Here is a 20,698-nt window from a genome sequence, read left to right on the forward strand (position 1 = left end):
AGTGTAGGGATGACCTTGCAACACCCCAAGATCAGGACATGAACGACACACAAAGTAAGCATCCGCGGTGCGAGCGAGAGCGGTACCGCCGGGCAGCGGAGCCCTCAGTAGCCGCGCCACTCCGCCCGGGCGTACTCCAGCACCCGGGGTTGGAGCAGAGTGGACGCCGGCACGTCCACCCGGCGGCGGTCGGCGGGGAAGGCCCCGGCGGCGGAGAGCGTCGCCGGGTCGAGGAAGCGCAGCGCGGGCGCGTCCGGCGGCAGGGCCAGGGCGGGCGCGGTCGGCCCGGGAGCCGCCAGCAGGAAGCCCCAGTCGCCGAAGGACGGCACGTCCACGTGGTACGGCGTGGTGGCGAAGCCCGCCTCGCGCAGCGACGCGTCGATCGACCAGTACGACCGGGGCGCGAAGTACGGCGAGCCGGACTGCACGACCAGCCGGCCCCCGTCGGCGAGCACCGCCCGCACCAGCGAGTAGAACTCGACCGTGTAGAGCTTGGCGGTGGCCGTCTCGTCCGGGTCGGGCAGGTCGGCCACCACCGCGTCGAACCGGTCGGGGGCGGTACGCAGCCAGGAGAACGCGTCCGCGTGCACCACCCGCACCCGGGGGTCGTCGAGCGCCCCGCCGTTGAGCCGGCGCAACTGCGGCTCGCTGCGGGCCAGCGCCACCACCGCCGGGTCCAGGTCCACCACGGTGATCCGCCGGACGTCCGGATAGCGCAGCAGCTCGCGTACGGCGAGGCCGTCCCCGGCGCCCAGCACCAGCACCTCGCCGCGGGGGCCGTTCAGCACCGGATGCACCAGCGCCTCGTGGTAGCGGTACTCGTCGACCGAGCTGAACTGGAGGTCCCCGTTGAGGAAGAGCCGCAGGTCGGTGCCGGTGCGGCCGGTCTCGGCGACCGAGCGGGTGAGCACGATCTCCTGGTAGCGGCTGCGCTCGGCGTGCACCACCGGGTCGCGGTAGAGCTGCTGCCGGGCGGTCAGTTCGAAGTCGTGCGCGGTCACCCACGCGTACCCGAGGCTGAGGAAGACCACGACGGAGCCGGCGCCGAGCGCGACGCGGGCCCGGCGGCTCAGCTCCCGCCGGAAGACCGTGCAGACCAGCGCGAGCCCGGCGACGGCGTTCACCGCCCCGACCACCAACGCGCCCTTGAGCTGGCCGAAGACCGGCATCAGCAGGAACGGGAAGGCCAGCCCGCCGAGCAGCGCGCCGACGTAGTCGGCGGCGAACAGGTCCGCCACCGCGCTGCCGGCGGCCTGCTCCCGGATGCGTTGCAGCAGCACCATCAGCAGCGGGATCTCCGCGCCGATCAGCAGGCCCAGCACGAACGCGGTGCCGACCAGCGCCGGGCCGTAGAGGTCCAGCCACGCGAAGGCCGCGTAGAGGCCGAGCACGGAGAGGCCGCCGAGCAGGGCCAGGGCCAGCTCGATCACGGCGAACGCGGGGGCGGCCCGGGACTGCAACGGCTTGGCGGCGAGCGCCCCGACCCCCATCGCGAAGACCATCACGCCGAGCACGATCGACGCCTGCCCGACCGTGTCCCCGATCAGGTAGCTGCCCAGGGCGACCAGGGCCAGCTCGTAGACCAGGCCGCAGGCGGCGCAGACGAAGACCGCGACGAGCACCGCCGCGCGGTTCAGCCGCCACCGCGCGGGCGGTGCCGGCGCGTCGACGGTCACCGACCCTCCGGCGTACGCCCGGGATTCCGGGCGGCGGCCTGCCGGGCGACCCGGGGGTTCTGCATCCGGGCCGCCGCCTGTGCCTGCCGCTCGGCCTCCTCGCGGCGCTGTCGGCCGCGCTGCCAGAAGCCGACCGCGAACAGCAGCGCGGTGAACAGCAGCAGGCCGGCGACCGCGAGCAGGTAGCCCCAGCGGTCCCGCCAGAGGTCGTTACCGGCCTCCGGCAGCGGCGCCGGGTCGGCGGATGCGGCGGCAGGGGTGGCGGCCGGCTCCACCAGGCCCGCCTCGGCGGCGAGCAGCGGCAGCGAGACGGCGGCCCGGGTGACCGCCCAGCCGGGCTCGTCGACGAAGGCGTCCTCGGTCAGCCCGAGCCGTTCCAGCCCGCTCTGCATCCGGTAGCGGGCGGTGGTGGAGATGTCGTCGGAGGTCTCCACGGTGATGCGGGCGAAGTCGTTGCTCTCGCTGCTCTCCGAGGTGTACGCGACCTTGGCGACCACCTGCACCCAGCGCGGGCAGGCCGCGTTCTCCTCGACCGCCACCCCCTCGCCGAGGTTCGAGCCGACGCTGAGGTCGGTGTATTCGTAGTAGTCCTGGAGCACCCAGCCGTAGCAGATGCCCTGGCTGGCGCTGGAGCGTTGCAGGATCGGCACGGTGTCGCCGCGTTCCTGCGCCGTCGGCGGCAGCACGTTGTCGCCGCCACCACTCCGGTTGATCACGCTGATGCCCACGCAGCCCAGGACGATCACACCGATGACCGCCCAGACGATCCAGGTGCCCTTGGCCGCGTTCGCCTGCGCCGACGTCTGCCCGCCGGTGGTCTTCGCCCCGGACATCAGCTGATCGCGGCGGCGATGATCGCACCCGTGGCCAGGTGCACAACGGCCGAGACCCAGACCGCCGGGTGCGGCTGCGGGTCGACCAGGATCTCGCCGAGTTTCCCCGGCGTCGCCACGTCGAGCAGCACGAACGCCGCCGCCATGATGACCAGGCCGAGGATCCCGTACGCGGACGCGCCGACGATGCCGAGCGCGAAGTCGTCGTCGCTGGCGGCGATCGCCGCGACCACGATGATGCCCACGCCGGCCAGGTTGGAGGCGAGCAGGAGCGCCGCGTTGCGGTTGCGCTCGTTCCAGATCAACTGGTTGAGCCGGCCGGGTGTGGCCAGGTCCACCAGGACGTAGCCGATGCCCATCAGCAGGACGCCGACCGCCCCGTAGGCGAGGGTGACCAGCAGATCGGTGACGAGGGTCTGCACAGAAGGCTCCAGGGTGAGGGGGGTCGGTACGTCACTTGCCGCTGCCGGGGCCGCCGCCCCGGACGGTGTTGCCACGGCCCCAGCCCCAGTGGGAGCCGACCGTGGAGTGGTAGCGGGGGTAGGCGGTGTTCATGCGCTCCAGCAGGATCACCGAGCCGACGGCGAGCGGCAGGATCACCACAGACTCGTCGTCGTAGCGCAGGTAGACGCCGCTGCCGTCGACGTACTGGTCGGCCGGCTGCCACGCGTCGGTGACCTCCTTCGCCACCTGGCTGGGCGCCCGGTTCGAGGTGTACGCGAGGGCGTCCCGGCCGATGTCCCGGCTCACCGCCCGGGTGTACTTGTCCTCCACGAAGCCGCGCGGCGAGAAGCTGCCGTAGAAGAAGGCGAAGGCGGCGACCAGCGCGCCGATGACGGCGAACGCCGCCCCCACCACGAACCAGCGTCGGTACGTCATCGCAGTGCCACCACCGTCTCGGTCAGGACCAGCTCGTTGGTCTGGGGATACGCGTGCCAGGTGCGCCAGGCGAGGGTGCCGGCCGGCGGATCGGGGCGGACCGACAGCGCGGTCACCGCGTCCTCGTCGCCGGGGAACACCCCCACCAGCGCGTACGGGTCGTCGGCCAGGTCGGCGCGCAGGGCGGCCACCTGGTCGCCCAGCCCGGTGCCGGCGGGCCGCAGCACGGTCGCGGTGAACCGGTAGCCGGTCGCCTCGTCGTGCACCGCCGACGGCAGCACGGGCGGCCGACCGGGCAGGCAGGCGACCGTCTCGGTCAGCGTGCTTCCGGGCGCGTGCAGGACCACCTGGTGCGAGGCGCCGAGCAGCCGCAGCCGCAGCCGGACGTCGCCGGGCAGGTCGAGGTCGAGCACGTGCAGCGCGGGTCGTTCCACGTCGTCGAGCGCCAGGCTCAGGTCGGCCGCGCTGGTGTCGACGTACGGGGCGTCGAGGGTGACGAGCATCAGCCCACCTCGGACTGCGGATAGATCATCACGTCGCCCCGGTGCAGCAGCTCACCGAGCGCCACCTCCCAGCCCGCCTCGCCGTACGCCTCGAAGGAGAGCCGGGCGCCGCCGGGCGCCTGGTAGTCGTGGTAGCGCATGGTGCCGCTCGGGTCGAGGCCGGTGTTGCCGACGGCGGTGTAGCGGGCCTGGCCGCTCTCGTTCCAGTTGTAGCGGCGGCCGGCGAAGTCGATCGTCGGCGCGCCCGGGGTGACGGTGGCGCCCTTCTCGGCCCCCCAGAGCACCAGTTCCAGCTCCGGGTCCTCCTCGACGGAGAGCCAGCGCCGTACGCCCGCCGCGTCGTCGAGCAGGTGCTCGGCCCAGCTCCAGCCGCCCTCGACCAGGCGGATCGAGCCGCGCACCGCGTACGACGTGCCCCGGATCTCCACGATGTCGCCGGGCTTCAGGCGGCGCGGGTCACCGCGCAGCGCGTCGGCGTCCCGGTCCCGCAGCGGGTCGCCCGGTGCCTTGGTCGGCTGCTGCGGCCGGGACCGCGACCGGCTCACGACCACCCCGATTACCGCTGCGAGCCCGCCGACCACCACGACCAGGCAGCACATCGCGACCAGCAGGATCTCCATCGTCCGCCACCTCCCCAGGTACGTCGGCGGAGACGGTAACAACCCCGCGCACCTGGGGAAACCCGCTGTCGGCTGAGTGAGGGCGCAGTCACCTCGGGTCAGCGGCGGGACAGCTGCCCGGTGGCGTGGTCGCGCAGCGTGGCCCGGCCCATGACGCACCCGACGAAGGTGCCGAACTCGGCGGGGTCGTCGCGCAGCGCCGCCCAGGCGGCCCGTCCGGCCGCCGGGTCGATCCGTTCCAGCAGGGTGGCGGCGTAGACCCGCCCGGCGGGCGTGGCCTCGGCGAGCAGCCGGTCGACCTGTTCGCGTATTCCGGCGGGGTCGTCGGCGAGCGCCGCCTCCACCCGCCGGTACGCCTCCGTCACCGGCAGCAGCGTCCCGGCGAACCCCACCCCGCCGAACGCCACCGTGTCGGCCCGCCGCAACTCGTCGAACGCCGCCCCCACCTCAACATCCCGTCCCCCACCCATCCCCCACTCCTTCCCCACGCCGCTCCCCCTCACCCCTCCCTCCCTCCCCTCACCCCCGGCCCTCTCCCGCCCTCTCCCCGTTGATCATGACGTTGGCGGCACTCAAAGAGATCGAACTCGCCGTCAACGTCATGATCAACGGGGTCAGTCGGGGGTGAGGGGAGGGGGAGGGTGGGTGGGGGGTCAGGTTGAGGAGAGCGTTAGGGAGTCGGCGGTTTCTGCCAGGTCGACCCTGACCGTGTCGCCGTCGCGGATCTGGCCGGAGAGGAGGGCCTTGGCGAGTTGGTCGCCGATCGCCGTCTGGACCAGGCGGCGCAACGGCCGGGCACCGTAGATCGGGTCGTAGCCGTGCTCGGCGAGCCACACCCGGGCGGGGTCGCTGATCTCCAGCGCCAACCGGCGGTCCGCAAGACGGGTACGCATCCGGTCGAGCTGGATGTCGACGATGGCCCGCAGGTCGTCCCCGCGCAGCGCGGCGAAGACCACGATGTCGTCGAGGCGGTTGAGGAACTCCGGCTTGAAGTGCGACCGGACCACCGCGAGGACGCCCTCCCGGCGCTGCTCCTCGGCCAGCGTCAGGTCGCCGATCACCGAGGACCCGAGGTTGGAGGTGAGGATCAGGATCGCGTTACGGAAGTCCACCGTACGGCCCTGCCCGTCGGTGAGCCGGCCGTCGTCGAGGACCTGGAGCAGGATGTCGAAGACGTCCGGGTGGGCCTTCTCCACCTCGTCCAGCAGGATCACCGAGTACGGCCGGCGGCGCACCGCCTCGGTGAGCTGGCCGCCCTCCTCGTAGCCGACGTAGCCGGGCGGGGCACCGACCAGCCGGGCGACGGAGTGCTTCTCGCCGTACTCGCTCATGTCGATGCGGACCATGGCCCGCTCGTCGTCGAAGAGGAACCCGGCGAGCGCCTTCGCCAGCTCGGTCTTGCCGACCCCGGTCGGGCCGAGGAAGAGGAAGCTGCCGGTCGGGCGGTCCGGGTCGGCGACGCCGGCCCGGGCACGGCGTACCGCGTCGGAGACGGAGCCGACGGCCTCGGCCTGACCGACCACGCGGGCGCCGAGCGACTCCTCCATCCGCAGCAGCTTGGCGGTCTCGCCCTCCAGCAGTCGACCGGCGGGGATGCCGGTCCAGGAGGCGACCACGGCGGCGATGTCGTCCGCGCCGACCTCCTCCTTGAGCATCGCGCCCTCGGCCTGGAGGCGGGCCAGTTCCTCCTCGGCCCGCGTCAGCTCGGTCTTGAGGGCGGGGATGCGGCCGTACCGCAGCTCGGCGGCCCGCTCCAGCTCGCCGTCGCGCTCGGCGCGCTCGGCCTCGCCGCCGAGCCGCTCCAGCTCCTCCTTGGCGGTGGAGAGCTTGGTGATGTGGCTCTTCTCCAACTGCCAGCGCTCCGACAGGGCGGTGAGCTGCTCGCGCTTGTCGGCCAGCTCCTTGCGTAGCCGCTCCAGCCGATCCGCGGAGGCGGCGTCCGGCTCCTTGGCCAGCGCCATCTCCTCGATCTCCAGCCGGCGTACGGCCCGCTCGATCTCGTCCACCTCGACCGGCCGGGAATCGATCTCCATCCGGAGCCGGGACGCGGACTCGTCGACCAGGTCGATCGCCTTGTCCGGCAGGAACCGGTCGGTGATGTAGCGGTCCGAGAGGGCGGCGGCGGCGACCAGGGCGGCGTCGGTGATGCGTACGCCGTGGTGCACCTCGTAGCGCTCCTTGAGGCCGCGCAGGATGCCGATGGTGTCCTCGATGGTCGGCTCGCCGACCAGCACCGGCTGGAAGCGGCGCTCCAGGGCCGGGTCCTTCTCGATGTGCTCGCGGTACTCGTCCAGCGTGGTCGCGCCGACCATCCGCAGCTCGCCACGCGCGAGCATCGGCTTGAGCATGTTGCCGGCGTCCATCGAGCCCTCACCCTTGCCTGCCCCGACGACGGTGTGCAGCTCGTCGAGGAAGGTGATGACCTGGCCGTCGGAGTTCTTGATCTCCTCCAGGACGGACTTCAGCCGCTCCTCGAACTGGCCCCGGTACGACGCGCCGGCGACCATCGCGCCGAGGTCGAGCGAGACGAGCTTCTTGTCCCGCAGCGACTCCGGCACGTCACCGGCGACGATCCGCTGGGCCAGCCCTTCGACGATCGCGGTCTTGCCGACGCCGGGCTCGCCGATGAGCACCGGGTTGTTCTTGGTACGCCGGGACAGCACCTGGATCACCCGGCGGATCTCCGAATCCCGGCCGATGACCGGGTCGATCTTGCCGTCGCGGGCGCTGGCGGTCAGGTCCACCCCGTACTTGGCCAGGGCCTGGTAGGTCTGCTCCGGGTCGGCGCTGGTGACCCGCCGGTCCCCGCCGCGTACGGACGGGAAGGCGGCGACCAGCGTCTCCTCGGTGGCTCCGGCCGACTTCAGCGCGTTCGCCACCGCGCCGCCCACCCGGGCCAGGCCGGCGAGCAGGTGCTCGGTGGAGGTGTACTCGTCGCCGAGCGGCCGGGCGATCTGCTCGGCGGCCCCGATCGCGTTGACGAACTCCCGGGCCAGGGTCGGCTCGGCGATGCTGGACCCGCGCGCGGCGGGCAGGGCGTCAACCGAGCGCTGGGCGACCCGGCGCAGCTCGGCGGGGTCGGCCCCGGCGGCGCGCAGCAGGCCGGCGGCCGTCGAGCCGTCGGTGTCGAGCAGTGACAGCAGCAGGTGCCAGGGTTCCACGGTGGCGTGTCCGCGCTGGTTCGCCAGCGCGACGGCACCGGTGATGGTCTCGCGGCTCTTGGTGGTGAGGCGTTCCGTGTTCATGGGCTCCCCCGGGATCGGCGTGTCCACTGGGAAGTGACATTCCCAGAGTTGAGCCTATTCCGCTCAACCCTAGCCGTGTGAGCTGGATCACTCACGGCCGGTCGACGGAGCGTCGGCGCCGACGCGGTTCGTTGCGGACGAGCACTGAGGGATCACTCAGCGGGAAGGCGCCCTCCTGTCAGGATCCGCAGGTGACGGCGGGGAGTAGCCTGGCGCCGTGCGCGTACGTGTCGAACAGACCGCCCTGCCCGGCATCGGAGTCCGTCACGATCTGTTGACGGAGTCCGGTCGCCGCCTCGGCGTGGTCTCCCACCGCAATGGCCGCCGTGACCTCGTCCTCTACGACCCGGACGATCCTGACTCATGCCAGCACGACATACCGCTGACCGACGACGAGGCGGAGGCGCTCGCCGACATCCTCGGCGCGTCGCTGATGCTGGGTCAGCTGTCCGGGCTGCGCGACCAGGCCGCCGGGCTGCTCACCGAGCAGATCGCCATTCCGGCCGGGTCGAAGTACGTCAACCGCAAGCTCGGTGACACGCAGGCACGCTCCCGCACGAGCGCCTCGATCGTCGCGGTGCTGCGCCACGGCGAGGTGATCGCCTCGCCGGACCCGTCCTTCCGCTTCGCGGCCGGTGACGTGGTGGTCGTCGTAGGGACCCGCAAGGGCCTCGACGGCGTGACAGCCATCCTCGCCGACAGCGACCCGGACGGCTGAGGCGCGGATGCACCACACGACAACACTGCTCATCGAGGTCGGCGCGCTGCTGTTCCTGCTCGGCCTCCTCGGCCGGCTGAGCCGCCGGATCGGCCTCTCCCCGATTCCCCTCTACCTGCTCGCCGGGCTGGCGTTCGGGCACGGCGGGCTGTTGCCGCTCAACGCCAGCGAGGAGTTCTTCGCGGTCGGCGCCGAGATCGGCGTGATCCTGCTGCTGGTGATGCTGGGTCTGGAGTACTCGGCCAACGAACTGGTCGGCAACCTGCGCTCGGCCGCCCCGGCCGGCCTGATCGACGGGCTGCTCAACGCGCTGCCGGGAGCCGCGTTCGCGTTGCTGCTCGGGTGGGACTGGGTGGCCGCCCTGGTGCTCGGCGGCATCACCTGGGTCTCCTCCTCCGGGGTGATCGCCAAGGTGCTCGGCGACCTGGGCCGCCTCGGTAACCGGGAGACGCCGGTGATCCTGTCGGTCCTGGTGATCGAGGACCTGGCCATGGCGTTGTACCTACCCCTGCTGACGGCGGTGCTCGCCGGCACCGGCCTGCTCGGCGGCGGGATCGCGCTCGGCGTCGCGGTCGGCACCGTGCTCCTGGTGCTGGTGGTCGCCATCAAGTACGGCAACCTGATCTCCACGGCCATGTCGGCGAAGGACCCGGAGGCGCTGCTGCTCGGCGTACTCGGGATGACCCTGCTGGTGGCGGGCATCGCCGCGAAGCTCCAGGTGTCGGCGGCGGTCGGCGCGTTCCTGGTCGGCATCGCGCTCTCCGGGCCCGTGGCGCACCACGCCACGGAGCTGCTCACCCCGCTGCGGGACCTGTTCGCGGCGGTCTTCTTCGTCTTCTTCGGCCTGGTCACCGATCCTCGGGACATCCCGCCGGTGCTGCTGCCCGCGCTCGCGCTGGCCATCATCACCATGGGGACGAAGACGCTCACCGGCTACCTGGCGGCACGCCGGGTCGGCATCGGCGAACCCGGCCGCTGGCGGGCCGGACTGGCCCTGGTGCCACGGGGTGAGTTCTCCATCGTCATCGCCGGGCTCGCGGTGGCCGCCGGCAGCGTCGAGCCGAAGCTGGCGGCGCTCGCCACGGCGTACGTGCTGATCACCGTGGTGACCGGGCCGATGCTGGCGCGGCTGCCCGACTTCGCGTGGTTCAAGCGCTGGCTGCGGCAACGCGGCGCGGCCCAGCGGGCCCAGCCCGCACCCGTCACGGACTGAGCACCGGCACCGGCCGAGGGCCGGGTCGACCGTACGGTCGGCCCGGCCCTCGGCCATCGGTCGACGAAAAGCTCCTTGCGGGTCTACCGCCGATCAGCCCGCCGGGTTACCGTTTCGCCCCAGCAGCCAGAGCTCGCAGGGCGGCCGACGCCCTGCGGACGAGAGCGGAAGGTTGGCAGGTGAGCGTGCGGGAGTCGACGTTCCAGGGCTTCGCCAACCCCGTCGACCCGACCCCCAACGAGCTGCGGACGTGGGCCTACCAGCCGAACTCGGTGCCGCTGGCCTCGATGCCACCCGACTGGGACCTGCTGGTCTCCGGTGACCGGCTGGTGGCGGTGCTCTTCGAACTGGCGATGGACCCGGCCTGCCCGGCGCGCCGGTTCGCGCTGCACTGCCTCTACATCTACGCCGCCGACGGCATCCGGACGAACTTCCGCGCCCACCCCAAGCGCCGCTTCCGCAAGCTGGTGGAGCAGGCCGAGCGCAACGGCGACGACCTGATGCACACCTGGGCGCACAACAGCCGGGTGCTGCTGGCCCGGCCGGACCTCTTCGTCTACCGGGACTGGTGTGAGGGCGGCCTGGTGCGCGAGAACCGCCGCATCGCCTGAGCCTCCGCACGCCGCCTTTCCGGAACAGCGAACGGGCCGGGGCCCCCGCCTTGGGCAACCCGACGTCCCGGCCCGCACGACACAGCGAACGGGCCGGGGCCCCCCGTGGGTCCCGGCCCGCACGCCAGCGGATCGTCAGCGTGCCGATCCGCCCTGCTCACGGCGTCTCGCCTCGTCGCGCCCCCGATCGACACGCTGATCGGCCTGGTCGGCGAACCTGCCACTCTTGATCTTGTCGGTGAAGCTGTCCCCGGTGACCCGGGCGAACTTTTCCCGGACGTTCTTCGCCACCGCGTCGAGCCGGTCCTCCGTCTGCCTGGCAACCTTCCTCGCCGCTTCCGTCATGGCTCCCCCTGCCATCGGAGTCCGGATTGAGCTGGTTGAACCCGATTTGAGGCTAACGGATTGGCTGCCACCCCCGCTGGCGAACCGGCAACCGCGCTCGCGCGGAACACCACGGAAGTCGTACGCGGTGCCCGGGCAGCTTCCGACCGGGGCGCTGTCGAGCTGCCCCGTCCATGGGACCAGCGCGGACAGGCACGGCGGGCGGCGGCCCGGCGAAGCTCGTCGGCCATGGACGGGGCCGACGAGGAGCATGGGCGGGTACGTCTGGACGGCGTGCCCCGTCTGTGCGGGCAGCTCGACAGCGCCGACAGAGAAGATGCCGCCGCCGAAGGGTGCCAGGCGGCGAGCGGGAAGATGCCGCCGCCGAAGGGCACCAGGCGGCGAGCGGGAAGAAACCGCCGCCGAAGGGTGCCAGGCGGCGAGCGGGACGACGACCGCGCCCGGCTGCGAACAGGCAGCCGGGCGCGGTGTGGAGTGGTGCGGCGTGTGCGGTGGGGCGGTTTCGTCAGCGGTCGGGCGCCCGGCGGGGCCGCCAGACCACCAGCGCGGTGGAGGTGCGGTTGGTCGGGACCAGGTCGCTGCCCGGGAAGCGGGCCAGCGCCTCCAGCTCGGCGATCCGGCGGTAGGCGGCGTCCAGCTCCGCCTCGAGCCGGGCCACCCGCTGCTGCGCCTGCTCCAGCAGCGCCTCCAGCCCGATGATCCGCTTGACGCCGGCCAGGTTGATGCCGTCGTCCTGGCTGAGCCGCTGGACCTCGCGCAGCAGCACCACGTCCCGGACGCTGTACCGCCGCCCGCCACCGGCCGCCCGCCCCGGCTGGACCAGGCCCAGCCGGTCGTACTGGCGCAGGGTCTGCGGGTGCATTCCCGCCATCCTCGCCGCCACCGAGATCATCAGTACCTTGGCCTCGTAGGCAGGGTCACCCGAACCGACGAACTCGTCCGACATCCCGCTCACCTCCGCGTGCACTCCACCGAGCCGACTGAACACCGGGTCAACTGAATCGACGCACCCGCGCGTCGAGATGTTCCCGGGCGGCGGCCGGGGTCTGCGCGGCGAAGCTCTCCAACGCCGCGCGGGCCTCGTCGGACACCCGGGCGGGTACCACCACGTCGAGCGTCACCAACAGGTCGCCCGCCTGACCGTCGCGGCGGACCACCCCCTTGCCCCGGGCCCGCAGGATCCGGCCGCTCGGCGTACCGGGCGGCACCCGCAGGGTCACCGCGCCGTCGAGCGTCGGCACCCGCAGGTCCGTGCCGAGCACGGCCTCCGCGAACGTCACCGGCACCGTCAACGTGAGGTCGTCGCCGGTACGCCCGAACACCTCGTCCGGCCGCACCTTGACGTGCACGAAGAGGTCGCCCGCCGGGCCGCCCCGCACGCCGGGTTCGCCCCGCCCGGCCAGCCGGATCTTCTGGCCGTCGGCCACCCCGGCCGGAAAGCGGACGTTCAGCGTGCGGGTCTTGGTGACCCCGCCCGTGCCCTGGCACTCGGGGCACTTCTCGTCCACGACCGTGCCCACACCCTGACAGTTGCGGCACGGCTCGGAGAAGCTGAACGACCCCTGGTTGCGGTTGGTCACCCCGGACCCGTGGCACACCTGGCAGGTGCGCGGCTGGGTGCCGGGCTTGGCCCCGTTGCCGTGGCAGGTGTCGCAGACCCCCGGGGCGCGCAGTGTCAGCGGCAGCGTCACCCCGCGTACGGCGTCCTCGAAGTCCAGCGCCACCTCCGCCTCGACGTCGCGCCCCCGGCCGGGGCCACGGGGTGCCGCCCCGCCGCCGGGACCACCGGCGCCACCGGTGAAGATCGAGCTGAACAGGTCCTGGAAGCCCGCCCCACCGAAGCGGCGGTCACCGGCCCCGCCCGACGCGCCGCCGAAGAGGTCGGAGACGTCGAACGGCATGCCGCCGGGCTGGCCCGCACTGCGGGCGCCGCGCCGGAACGCGCCCGAGCCGAACAGCGACCGCAACTCGTCGTACTCGCGCCGCTTGGCGTCGTCGCCGAGCACGGCGTACGCCTCGGAGGCGGCCTTGAACCGCTCCTCGGCCTTCGGGTCACCGGGGTTGTGGTCCGGGTGCGAATCCCGGGCCAGCTTCCGGTACGCCTTCTTGACGTCGTCGCCGGAGGCGGCCTTGTCAACGCCCAGCACGGCGTAGAAGTCCTTCTCGATCCAGTCCTTGGAACTCACCGGTCCACCCCCTCCCTGGCTGGGGACCGACCGTCCCGCCCGCCCTCGCGGGCGGGCGGGACGGTCCGGCCGTCGTCGTTCGGCACTACTCCGGGTCGGCGACCGCGACCATCGCGGGCCGCAGCAGCCGCTCACCGACCTGGTAGCCCCGGCGCATCACCTGCACGCAGGTGGGCTCGGTGACGTCGGCCGAGGTCTGGTGGGCCACCGCCTCGTGCCGGGTCGGGTCGAACGGGTCGCCCTGCTCACCGAACGGGGTCAGCCCGAACTTGCCGAGCGCCGTGGTGAGCTGTTCCGCCACCGTGCCGAACGGCCCGACCAGGTCGCCGTGCTCGCGGGCCCGGTCCAGGTCGTCGAGGATCGGCAGCAACGCGGCCAGCACCGCGCCGGTCGCCTGCTCGGTGACCAGACCCTTGTCCCGGTCCACCCGCTTGCGGTAGTTGGCGTACTCCGCCGTCACCCGTTGCAGGTCCCGGGTGCGCTCCTCCAGCTCCGTGCGCAGCGCCTCCAGTTCGGCGCCGAGCGCGGAGCCGCCGCCGTCGACCGGCTTCGCCGGGGCGTCCACCACCGGCGGGCCGGTCACCTCGGCTGCCTCGACCTCGATCTCGTCGACCACGACCTCGGCCTCCTCGACCAGGCCCTCGGCCGGGACGTCCGACCCGGCGTCGGCGGCGGCCGGCTCGCTGGTCTCGCGGATCTTGCGGTTGTTGCGGATGACCACCCGCGGCCCGTCACCGGCCTGCTCGGCGGGCGCGGAGCCACCCGGCGCCGACCCGGTCGAGCCCGGGTCGGCGGCTTGTGGCTTCTCCGTCACTTCTTGTCCTCGTCCACGATCTCCGCGTCGACCACGTCGTCCGCACCACCGGCAGGGCCGCCGGCCTGTGCCCCGGCCGCGCCGGCGCCCGCGGCACCCGCGGCACCCGGTCCGGCCTCGCCCGGCTGCTCGCCCTGCTGGCTGTAGAGCAGCGAACCGGCCTGCTGGGAGACCTGCGCCAGCTTCTCGTGCGCCGACTTGATCTTCTCGATGTCCTGGCCGCCGAGCGCGCCACGCAGCTCACCGAGCGCCTCGTTGATCTGGTCACGGGACTCCGACGGCAACTTGTCGCCACTCTCGGCCAGGAACTTCTCGGTCTGCCACTGGAGCGCCTCGGCCAGGTTGCGCGTCTCGGCCTCGTCGCGACGACGCTTGTCGTCCTCGGCGTGCTCCTCGGCGTCGCGGCGCATCCGCTCGATGTCGTCCTTCGGCAGCGAGGAGCCGCCGGTGATCGTCATCTTCTGTTCCTTGCCGGTGCCGAGGTCCTTGGCGTGGACGTTGACGATGCCGTTGGCGTCGATGTCGAACGTGACCTCGATCTGCGGCACGCCGCGCGGCGCCGGCGGGAGGCCGGTCAGCTCGAAGGTGCCGAGCTTCTTGTTGTAGGCCGCGATCTCCCGCTCGCCCTGGAACACCTGGATCAGCACCGACGGCTGGTTGTCGTCCGCCGTGGTGAAGACCTCGGAGCGCTTGGTCGGGATGGTGGTGTTGCGCTCGATCAGCTTGGTGAAGATGCCGCCCTTGGTCTCGATGCCCAGGCTCAGCGGGGTCACGTCGAGCAGCAGGACGTCCTTGACCTCGCCCTTGAGCACGCCGGCCTGGAGGGCGGCGCCGACGGCGACGACCTCGTCCGGGTTGACGCCCTTGTTGGGCTCCTTGCCGGTGAGCTGCTTGACCAGGTCGGTCACGGCCGGCATCCGGGTCGAGCCGCCGACCATGATGACGTGCTCGACGTCGGAGACCTTGATGCCGGCGTCCTTCACGGCCTGCTCGAACGGGCCCTTGCAGCGGTCCAGCAGGTCCTGCGTCATCCGCTGGAACTCGGCCCGGCTGAGGGTCACGTCCAGGTGCAGCGGGCCCGCCGCGCCGGCCGTGATGTACGGCAGGTTGATGTTGGTGGTGGTGGCGGCGGACAGCTCGATCTTGGCCTTCTCGGCCGCCTCGCGGAGCCGCTGGAGGGCCATCTTGTCCTGGCCCAGGTCGATGCCGTGCTCGCCGCGGAAGGTCTTCACCAGGTGGTCGATGATCCGCTGGTCCCAGTCGTCGCCACCGAGGTTGTTGTCACCGCTCGTCGACTTGACCTCGACGACGCCCTCGGCCAACTCGAGCAGCGACACGTCGAAGGTGCCGCCGCCGAGGTCGAAGACCAGGACGGTCTGCTCCTTGGAGCCCTTGTCCAGCCCGTACGCCAGGGCCGCGGCGGTCGGCTCGTTCACGATCCGCAGCACGTTGAAGCCGGCGATCTCGCCGGCCTCCTTGGTGGCCTGGCGCTGGCCGTCGTTGAAGTAGGCCGGGACGGTGATCACCGCGTCGGTGATCTGCTCGCCCAGGTACGCCTCGGCGTCCCGCTTGAGCTTCATCAGCGTGCGGGCCGAGATCTCCTGCGGGGTGTACTTCTTGCCGTCGATGTCGACGGACCAGTTGGTGCCGATCTCCCGCTTGACCGAGCGGATCGTCCGGTCCGGGTTGGTCACCGCCTGGCGCTTGGCGACCTCACCGACGAGCACCTCGCCGTTGCGGGCGAACGCGACGATCGACGGGGTCGTCCGCGATCCCTCAGCGTTGGCGATGACGGTGGGCTCACCGCCCTCCAGGACGCTGACGCAGGAGTTCGTCGTGCCGAGGTCGATACCGACCGCACGTGCCATCTTCGCTTCCTCGCTTCATGACGTTGTGGGCAGATCCCGGGACAGCCCCGCTGACCTGCCCGGCGGGCGTCGCCCGCAGCGACCCCACCACAAGTTGAGTGAACTTGACTCAATAGTGCCACGCCCCGGGAAATCGTCAAGTCGAGGTTGAGTCGACCCGACGCAACCCCGGGTTTGACAACGCCCGGTTGTCTTCCCTTGCATCGGTCGGGCACGCTTTAGCGGTGACGACGCACGGCGATACCGCCATCCCGGCCGGCACGCCCGCCGTCGCAGCCCGCACCGGCTCCACGGAGGCCGGGAAGGACCGGCCCGCCAGCACCGGGGACGACAGCCTGCCCGCCGCACTGGCCGGCCTGCGTGCCGCGATCGGGGCGGCCCGGTTCCCGCTCACGCTGCCCTCCGCCGAGCCCGCCAGACACGCCAGCGGAAGGCTCACCGACCAGCTCGACGACTACCTGCTGCCCCGCCTGCGCCGGCTCGACGCGCCGTTGCTCGTGGTCGTCGGCGGGTCCACCGGCGCGGGCAAGTCGACCCTGGTCAACAGCCTCGTGCAGGCGCGGGTGAGCGCGGCCGGGGTGCTCCGCCCGACCACCCGCTCGCCGGTGCTGGTCTGCAACCCCGCCGACTCGGGCTGGTTCCGGCAGGGCGAGCTGCTGCCCGGCCTCACCCGCACCACCGAGCCCAGCGAGGATTCGCGCACCCTGCAACTGGTCTCCGCCCCGGCGCTGCCGGCCGGGCTGGCCTTCCTCGACGCGCCCGACATCGACTCGGTGGTCGACGCCAACCGGGCGCTGGCCGGCCAGCTCCTCGCCGCCGCCGACCTCTGGCTGTTCGTCACCACCGCCGCCCGCTACGCCGACGCGGTCCCCTGGGAGCTGCTGCGCAGCGCCCGGGCCCGGGGCGCGGTCATCGCCATGGTGCTGGACCGGGTGCCCCCGGAGGCGGCCGACGAGATCGCCGCCCACCTGTCGGAGATGCTCGCCGCACAGGATCTGGGGGCGGCCCCGCTCTTCGTGTTGCCGGAGACCTGGGTCGACGGGCAGGGCCTGTTGCCCGACCGGGTCACCGCGCCGCTCGCCACCTGGTTCGCCCAACTGGCCGCCGACGCCGACGCCCGGGCCGCCGTCGTCCGGCAGACCCTCGACGGCGCGCTCGCCGCGCTGCACCCGGCCGTCGAAGGGCTGGCCGACGCCGTCGACGAGCAGCTCGCCGCCGCCGACGCGCTCGACGAGCGGGTGCTGGCCGCGTACCGGGGGGCGCAGCGGACGGTCGAGCAGGGGCTGCGGGACGGTCGGCTGCTCCGCGGCGAGGTGCTCGCCCGCTGGCAGGAGCTCGTCGGCACGGGCGAGTTCTTCCGCACCCTGGAGGCCCGTGTCGGGCGGTTCCGCGACCGGGTGGTGGCCGCGGTCACCGGCCGCCCCGCGCCCGCCTCCGAGCTGCGGGACGCGATCGAGTCCCAGCTGGTGACCCTGCTGCGCGGCGTCGCCGCCGAGGCGGCGGAGAACGCGTACACGGGCTGGAAGGCGCATCCGGCCGGGGCGGCGCTGCTCGAACCGGCGCTCGCGCACCCGGCCGACGACCTGCCCGCGCGGGCCGAACGCCTGGTCCGGGACTGGCAGCGCGTCGTGCTGGAGCTGGTCCGGGTCGAGGGCGGCGACCGGCGCTTCGTGGCCCGGACGGCCGCGTACGCGGTGAACGCCACCGGGCTGGCCGTGATGATCGCGGTGTTCGCCTCGACGGCGTTCATCCCCACCGGGCTGGAGGTCGCCACCGGGGCCGGCACGACCGTCGCGGCGCAGACCGTGCTCCAGGCGATCTTCGGCGACCAGGCCGTGCGTACGCTGGCCACCAAGGCCCGGGCCGACCTGCTGGACCGGGTGCGGGCCCTGCTGAACGACGAGGCCACCCGCTACCTGGACCGGACGGAGCAGGCACGGCCCGCCATGGACACCGCGGCGGCCCTGCGCCGGGCCGCCCACGGGGTGGAGGTCGCCCGGCACCGCAGCGGCCTCGCCGACGCGGCCCCGGACGTCCCCGGCACCGAGGGTGGAGGGTCATGACGAACATCGTCGGGCGGATGCGCGAGGCGTTCCGCGGTGACCAGCGGGTGGACGCCGACACGCTCGTCGCCCGTCTCGACGCCCTGCGCCGCTTCCTCACCATCGTCGACGGCCACCTGCCGGACGCCCGGCTGGTGACGGCGCACACCCTGGTCGAGCGGGCCGGCACCCGGCTGGCGCTCTCCCGCGACCACACGGTGGTGGCCCTCGCCGGCGCGACCGGCAGCGGCAAGTCCAGCCTGTTCAACGCGCTGGCCCGGATGGAACTCTCCAGAGTCGGGGTCCGCCGCCCCACCACCGGTGTCGCGCACGCCTGTGTCTGGGGGCCGCTCGACGGCGGCAACCGGCTGCTCGACTGGGTCGGCGTGCTGCCCCGGCACCGGTTCGTCCGGGAGAGCGTGCTGGACGCCGACGACGAGTCCGCCCTGCACGGGCTGATCCTGCTCGACCTGCCGGACTTCGACTCGGTGCAGCGGTCCCACCAGCTGGAGGTGGACCGGCTGCTCGGCCTGGTCGACCTCGTGATCTGGGTGGTCGACCCGCAGAAGTACGCCGACCGCGTCATCCACACCAGCTACCTGCGCGAGTTCCACCGCCACCGGGACGTCACCCTTGTCGTGCTCAACCAGGCCGACCGGTTGCCCCCGGCCGAGCTACCCCGGGTCCTGGCCGACCTGCGCCGGCTGCTCGACGCGGACGGCCTCGACGGCGTACCGCTGCTGGCCACCGCCGCCGTCGACCCGGCGGCCATGGTCGGGCTGCGGGAGGCGCTGGAGCGGACGGTCGCCGAGCGGCAGGCCGCGCTGCGCCGGCTCCGGGGCGACCTGGACGCGGTGGTGGGCGGGCTCGACGAACTGATCGGGGAGACCGCGCCGACCGACGGGCCGGACGCCGCAGCCGACGAGCTGCGCCGGGCGCTGGCCGGCGCGGCCGGGGTGCCGGCGGTCGCCGACGCGGTCGAGCTGGCGTACCGGCACCGGGGTGGGGCGGCCACCGGCTGGCCGCTGGTCCGGGGTTGGCGGCGGCTGCGGCCGGACCCGCTGCGCCGGCTGCACCTGCCCGGCCCGGCCGCCGGCCGCGACGAGCCGGCGAAGAGCCTGGTCGCCGCGACCTCGGTGCCCGATCCCACGGCCGCACAGCGCTCGGCGCTCGGGCTGGCGATCCGGTCGGTGGCCGACCGGGCCGGGACGGGGCTGCCCGCCTCCTGGCCCGCCGCGGTGACCGCCGCAGCCCGGTCCCGCCTCAACGACCTGCCGGACGCGCTGGACCGCGCGGTGGCCGAGACGGATCTCGGCATGGACCGCCGCCCGTTGTGGTGGCCGTTCGTCGGCGGCCTCCAGTGGCTGGTGACCATCTCCGCGCTGGCCGGGTTGGGCTGGCTGGCACTCGGCTACGCGCTGCGCGCGCTGGGGCTGCCGGCGCTGGAGCACCCGATGGTCGGCGAAGTGCCGCTGCCCACCCTGCTGCTCCTCGGCGGCCTGCTCGCCGGGCTGCTGGTGGCCGCCCTGACCAGGCCGATCGTCCGGTGGGCGGCGCGCCGTGCCCGGCACCGGGCCGAGCAGCGCCTCACCGGCGCGGTGACGGTCGTCGGCGAGGAGTACGTGTTGGCCCCGGTCCGGTCGGTCCTCACCTCCTACGCCGAGGCCCGGACGGCCCTGCGGGAGGCCGCCGGCCGCTGAGCCGGAAATCCGGTCCGCCCCAGCCGCAGGTCGGCGGCGGTGTGCCCACGACGCGGGCGAACGCTCGGGTCGCTCGTGCCGTCCGGAGGCGGGCGGCAGCGTAGGGTCGGTGGATGGGAACGCCTCAGACCCCCTACGACGCGGTGCTGCACGCCGCCCGCGACGTGGCCAAGCTGGACAGCGCGCTCGACGCGGAGATGCTCGGCGCGGCCCTGCTCGGCAGCGTCTACTCGGTCGCGGAGGCCGAGCGTGACGCCGCCGTCCGGGAGTTCGTGGCCGGATTCCTGGCCGCCACCTCCCGCCGCCGCTCGGCCGCGGCGACCACCATCCGCTCCGTGTTCGCCGCGCTGGTGCCCGACGCCGAGGGTGCCGGGCGGATCCGCCCCGGCGCGGTCACCCCCGCCTGGGCCGCGCAGCTCGGCCGGGTGCACCTGACAGGCTGCTGGTCGTACGGCGACGTCTACGGCGACCAGACCTCCTACCTGGCGACCTTCGCCTACGACGAGCCGGCCGGCGGTGCGGCGCACGCCGTGGTGACCCTCCTCGACCACAACATCGGCATCACCAAGGACATCTTCGTCGGCGGGCCGCCCGACCGGATCCTCGACCAGGTCCGGCAGATGTGCGCCGGGGACGAGCTGACCTGGTTCCGCGACGAGGACCCGGCCCGGATGCGCGCCGAGGTGACCCGCCACCTGACGATCACCGACGGTCTCGCCGAACTGCCCGGGGAGGATTCGCTCGCCACCGACCGCGCCCTGCTCGGCGCGCGGCTGGCGCGGCTGCCCCAGGCCGCCGGAGCGGCCCCCGTGCCCGCCGCCGAGCCGCTGTCCGCCGCCGAGCGTACGGAGCTGGTCCGCCGGTTCCTCGCCGCACCGGAGGCGGCCCGGTTCGGCCTGGACGCCATCGACGGGGCGGAGCTGGCCTCGTTGCACTTCTGCCTCAGCCTGCTGCTGGACCACGCGGCCAGCTTCCCGGACGCCGACCCGCTGCGGTGGAGCCCCACCGTCTGCGGGCTGTTCCTGCTCGACTGGGTGCACCGGCGGGCGGTGCTGGACATGGACGACGCCGCGCTGCTGCCCCGGGTGCTGCGCGGCTGGGCCGGGTACGCCGCCCGCAAGCGCGGGCTGCCGGCGCGCGCGGCGGCGCAGACCGACACCGCCATCGAGGAGATGGTGCCGGAGTTCGCGCGCCTCTACAGCACGGGCGAACGCCGCAGCCCCGCCACCGCCGCCGTCGCGCAGCTCATGGCTGACGGCGTCGACCCCGACGACCCGGCCGCCCTGGACGCGTGGATCGAGGCCAACCGCCACCGCCTGACGGACGACCCCGCCTAACCCCCACCCGCACACCCTCGCGTTGATCATGACGTTGGCGGCGAAGTCGATCTCCTCCACTGCCGCCAACGTCATGATCAACGGGCCGGTCCGCGGGAGCGGGGGGCG

19 protein-coding genes are annotated in these 20,698 nt (G+C 73.2%); 6 read left to right on the forward strand and 13 right to left on the reverse strand.

The features are described 5' to 3' along the window. Nucleotides 1-104 precede the first annotated feature (104 nt). The 8 genes from ABZ809_RS01205 to clpB form a co-directional block, all read right to left on the reverse strand. On the reverse strand, nt 105-1,676 hold the full coding sequence (locus ABZ809_RS01205; RefSeq protein ID WP_357560302.1) for a polyamine aminopropyltransferase: 1,572 nt from the start codon (nt 1,674-1,676) through the stop codon (nt 105-107). Further along, a complete protein-coding gene (locus tag ABZ809_RS01210) occupies nt 1,673-2,509 on the reverse strand; it encodes a hypothetical protein (RefSeq protein WP_357560303.1) in 837 nt (278 codons plus the stop codon). Before ABZ809_RS01210 ends, ABZ809_RS01205 begins: the two co-directional genes overlap by 4 nt. After that, the gene (locus ABZ809_RS01215; protein ID WP_357560304.1) at nt 2,509-2,931 is read right to left on the reverse strand and encodes a DUF350 domain-containing protein; all 423 of its coding nucleotides are present in this window, start codon (nt 2,929-2,931) and stop codon (nt 2,509-2,511) included. The genes ABZ809_RS01210 and ABZ809_RS01215 overlap by 1 nt, the downstream gene beginning before the upstream one ends. 31 nt (nt 2,932-2,962) lie before the next feature. Continuing rightward, a complete protein-coding gene (locus ABZ809_RS01220; RefSeq protein WP_357560305.1) occupies nt 2,963-3,388 on the reverse strand; it encodes a DUF4247 domain-containing protein in 426 nt (141 codons plus the stop codon). Then, complete coding sequence (locus tag ABZ809_RS01225) at nt 3,385-3,891, reverse strand: DUF2617 family protein (RefSeq protein ID WP_357560306.1); 507 nt, start codon at nt 3,889-3,891, stop codon at nt 3,385-3,387. The genes ABZ809_RS01220 and ABZ809_RS01225 overlap by 4 nt, the downstream gene beginning before the upstream one ends. Continuing rightward, nucleotides 3,891-4,511, reverse strand: a complete 621-nt coding sequence (locus ABZ809_RS01230; RefSeq protein WP_357560307.1) for a DUF4178 domain-containing protein — start codon at nt 4,509-4,511, stop codon at nt 3,891-3,893. Before ABZ809_RS01230 ends, ABZ809_RS01225 begins: the two co-directional genes overlap by 1 nt. A 98-nt stretch (nt 4,512-4,609) precedes the next feature. Then, nucleotides 4,610-4,981, reverse strand: a complete 372-nt coding sequence (locus ABZ809_RS01235; RefSeq protein ID WP_357560308.1) for a hypothetical protein — start codon at nt 4,979-4,981, stop codon at nt 4,610-4,612. A gap of 183 nt (nt 4,982-5,164) precedes the next feature. Beyond that, entirely contained in the window at nt 5,165-7,756 is a 2,592-nt protein-coding gene (clpB, locus tag ABZ809_RS01240) for an ATP-dependent chaperone ClpB (RefSeq protein WP_357560309.1), read from the reverse strand. Between the two features lie 217 nt (nt 7,757-7,973). Here clpB and ABZ809_RS01245 point away from each other — a divergent pair, with 217 nt between their 5' ends. The 3 genes from ABZ809_RS01245 to ABZ809_RS01255 all read left to right on the forward strand — a co-directional run bounded on the left by ABZ809_RS01245 (nt 7,974) and on the right by ABZ809_RS01255 (nt 10,298). Beyond that, nucleotides 7,974-8,474, forward strand: a complete 501-nt coding sequence (locus ABZ809_RS01245) for a TrkA C-terminal domain-containing protein (protein ID WP_121397280.1) — start codon at nt 7,974-7,976, stop codon at nt 8,472-8,474. A 7-nt stretch (nt 8,475-8,481) separates the two neighbouring features. Further along, nucleotides 8,482-9,687, forward strand: a complete 1,206-nt coding sequence (locus ABZ809_RS01250; protein WP_357560310.1) for a cation:proton antiporter — start codon at nt 8,482-8,484, stop codon at nt 9,685-9,687. A gap of 179 nt (nt 9,688-9,866) precedes the next feature. Continuing rightward, on the forward strand, nt 9,867-10,298 hold the full coding sequence (locus tag ABZ809_RS01255) for a hypothetical protein (protein WP_357560311.1): 432 nt from the start codon (nt 9,867-9,869) through the stop codon (nt 10,296-10,298). Nucleotides 10,299-10,433: 135 nt separating this feature from the next. Here ABZ809_RS01255 and ABZ809_RS01260 read toward each other — a convergent pair whose 3' ends face one another. From ABZ809_RS01260 to dnaK, 5 genes are all read right to left on the reverse strand, one after another. Then, nucleotides 10,434-10,643 (reverse strand): hypothetical protein, encoded by a 210-nt coding sequence (locus tag ABZ809_RS01260; protein ID WP_357560312.1) that lies wholly within the window; start codon nt 10,641-10,643, stop codon nt 10,434-10,436. A 505-nt stretch (nt 10,644-11,148) separates the two neighbouring features. Then, nucleotides 11,149-11,589 (reverse strand): helix-turn-helix transcriptional regulator, encoded by a 441-nt coding sequence (locus tag ABZ809_RS01265; protein ID WP_357560313.1) that lies wholly within the window; start codon nt 11,587-11,589, stop codon nt 11,149-11,151. 46 nt (nt 11,590-11,635) lie between these two features. Beyond that, nucleotides 11,636-12,829 (reverse strand): molecular chaperone DnaJ, encoded by a 1,194-nt coding sequence (dnaJ, locus tag ABZ809_RS01270; protein ID WP_357560314.1) that lies wholly within the window; start codon nt 12,827-12,829, stop codon nt 11,636-11,638. Between the two features lie 85 nt (nt 12,830-12,914). After that, nucleotides 12,915-13,643, reverse strand: coding sequence for a nucleotide exchange factor GrpE (gene grpE, locus ABZ809_RS01275; RefSeq protein WP_357560315.1), 729 nt, complete (start codon nt 13,641-13,643; stop codon nt 12,915-12,917). After that, nucleotides 13,640-15,511, reverse strand: coding sequence for a molecular chaperone DnaK (dnaK, locus tag ABZ809_RS01280; protein ID WP_357560316.1), 1,872 nt, complete (start codon nt 15,509-15,511; stop codon nt 13,640-13,642). Before dnaK ends, grpE begins: the two co-directional genes overlap by 4 nt. Nucleotides 15,512-15,735: 224 nt before the next feature. On the opposite strand from dnaK, the gene ABZ809_RS01285 reads away from it, so the two are divergent. The 3 genes from ABZ809_RS01285 (at nt 15,736) to ABZ809_RS01295 (ending at nt 20,590) form a co-directional block, all read left to right on the forward strand. Continuing rightward, nucleotides 15,736-17,574 carry a GTPase domain-containing protein gene (locus ABZ809_RS01285; RefSeq protein ID WP_357560317.1) on the forward strand — a complete coding sequence of 613 codons (1,839 nt, stop codon included), beginning with the start codon at nt 15,736-15,738 and terminating at the stop codon, nt 17,572-17,574. Beyond that, nucleotides 17,571-19,253 (forward strand): GTPase, encoded by a 1,683-nt coding sequence (locus tag ABZ809_RS01290; protein WP_357560318.1) that lies wholly within the window; start codon nt 17,571-17,573, stop codon nt 19,251-19,253. The genes ABZ809_RS01285 and ABZ809_RS01290 overlap by 4 nt, the downstream gene beginning before the upstream one ends. A gap of 113 nt (nt 19,254-19,366) precedes the next feature. Further along, nucleotides 19,367-20,590, forward strand: coding sequence for a hypothetical protein (locus ABZ809_RS01295; protein ID WP_357560319.1), 1,224 nt, complete (start codon nt 19,367-19,369; stop codon nt 20,588-20,590). Nucleotides 20,591-20,698 lie beyond the last annotated feature (108 nt).

It is taken from the genome of Micromonospora sp. NPDC047074, from assembly GCF_040643815.1.
Taxonomy (GTDB): domain Bacteria; phylum Actinomycetota; class Actinomycetes; order Mycobacteriales; family Micromonosporaceae; genus Micromonospora.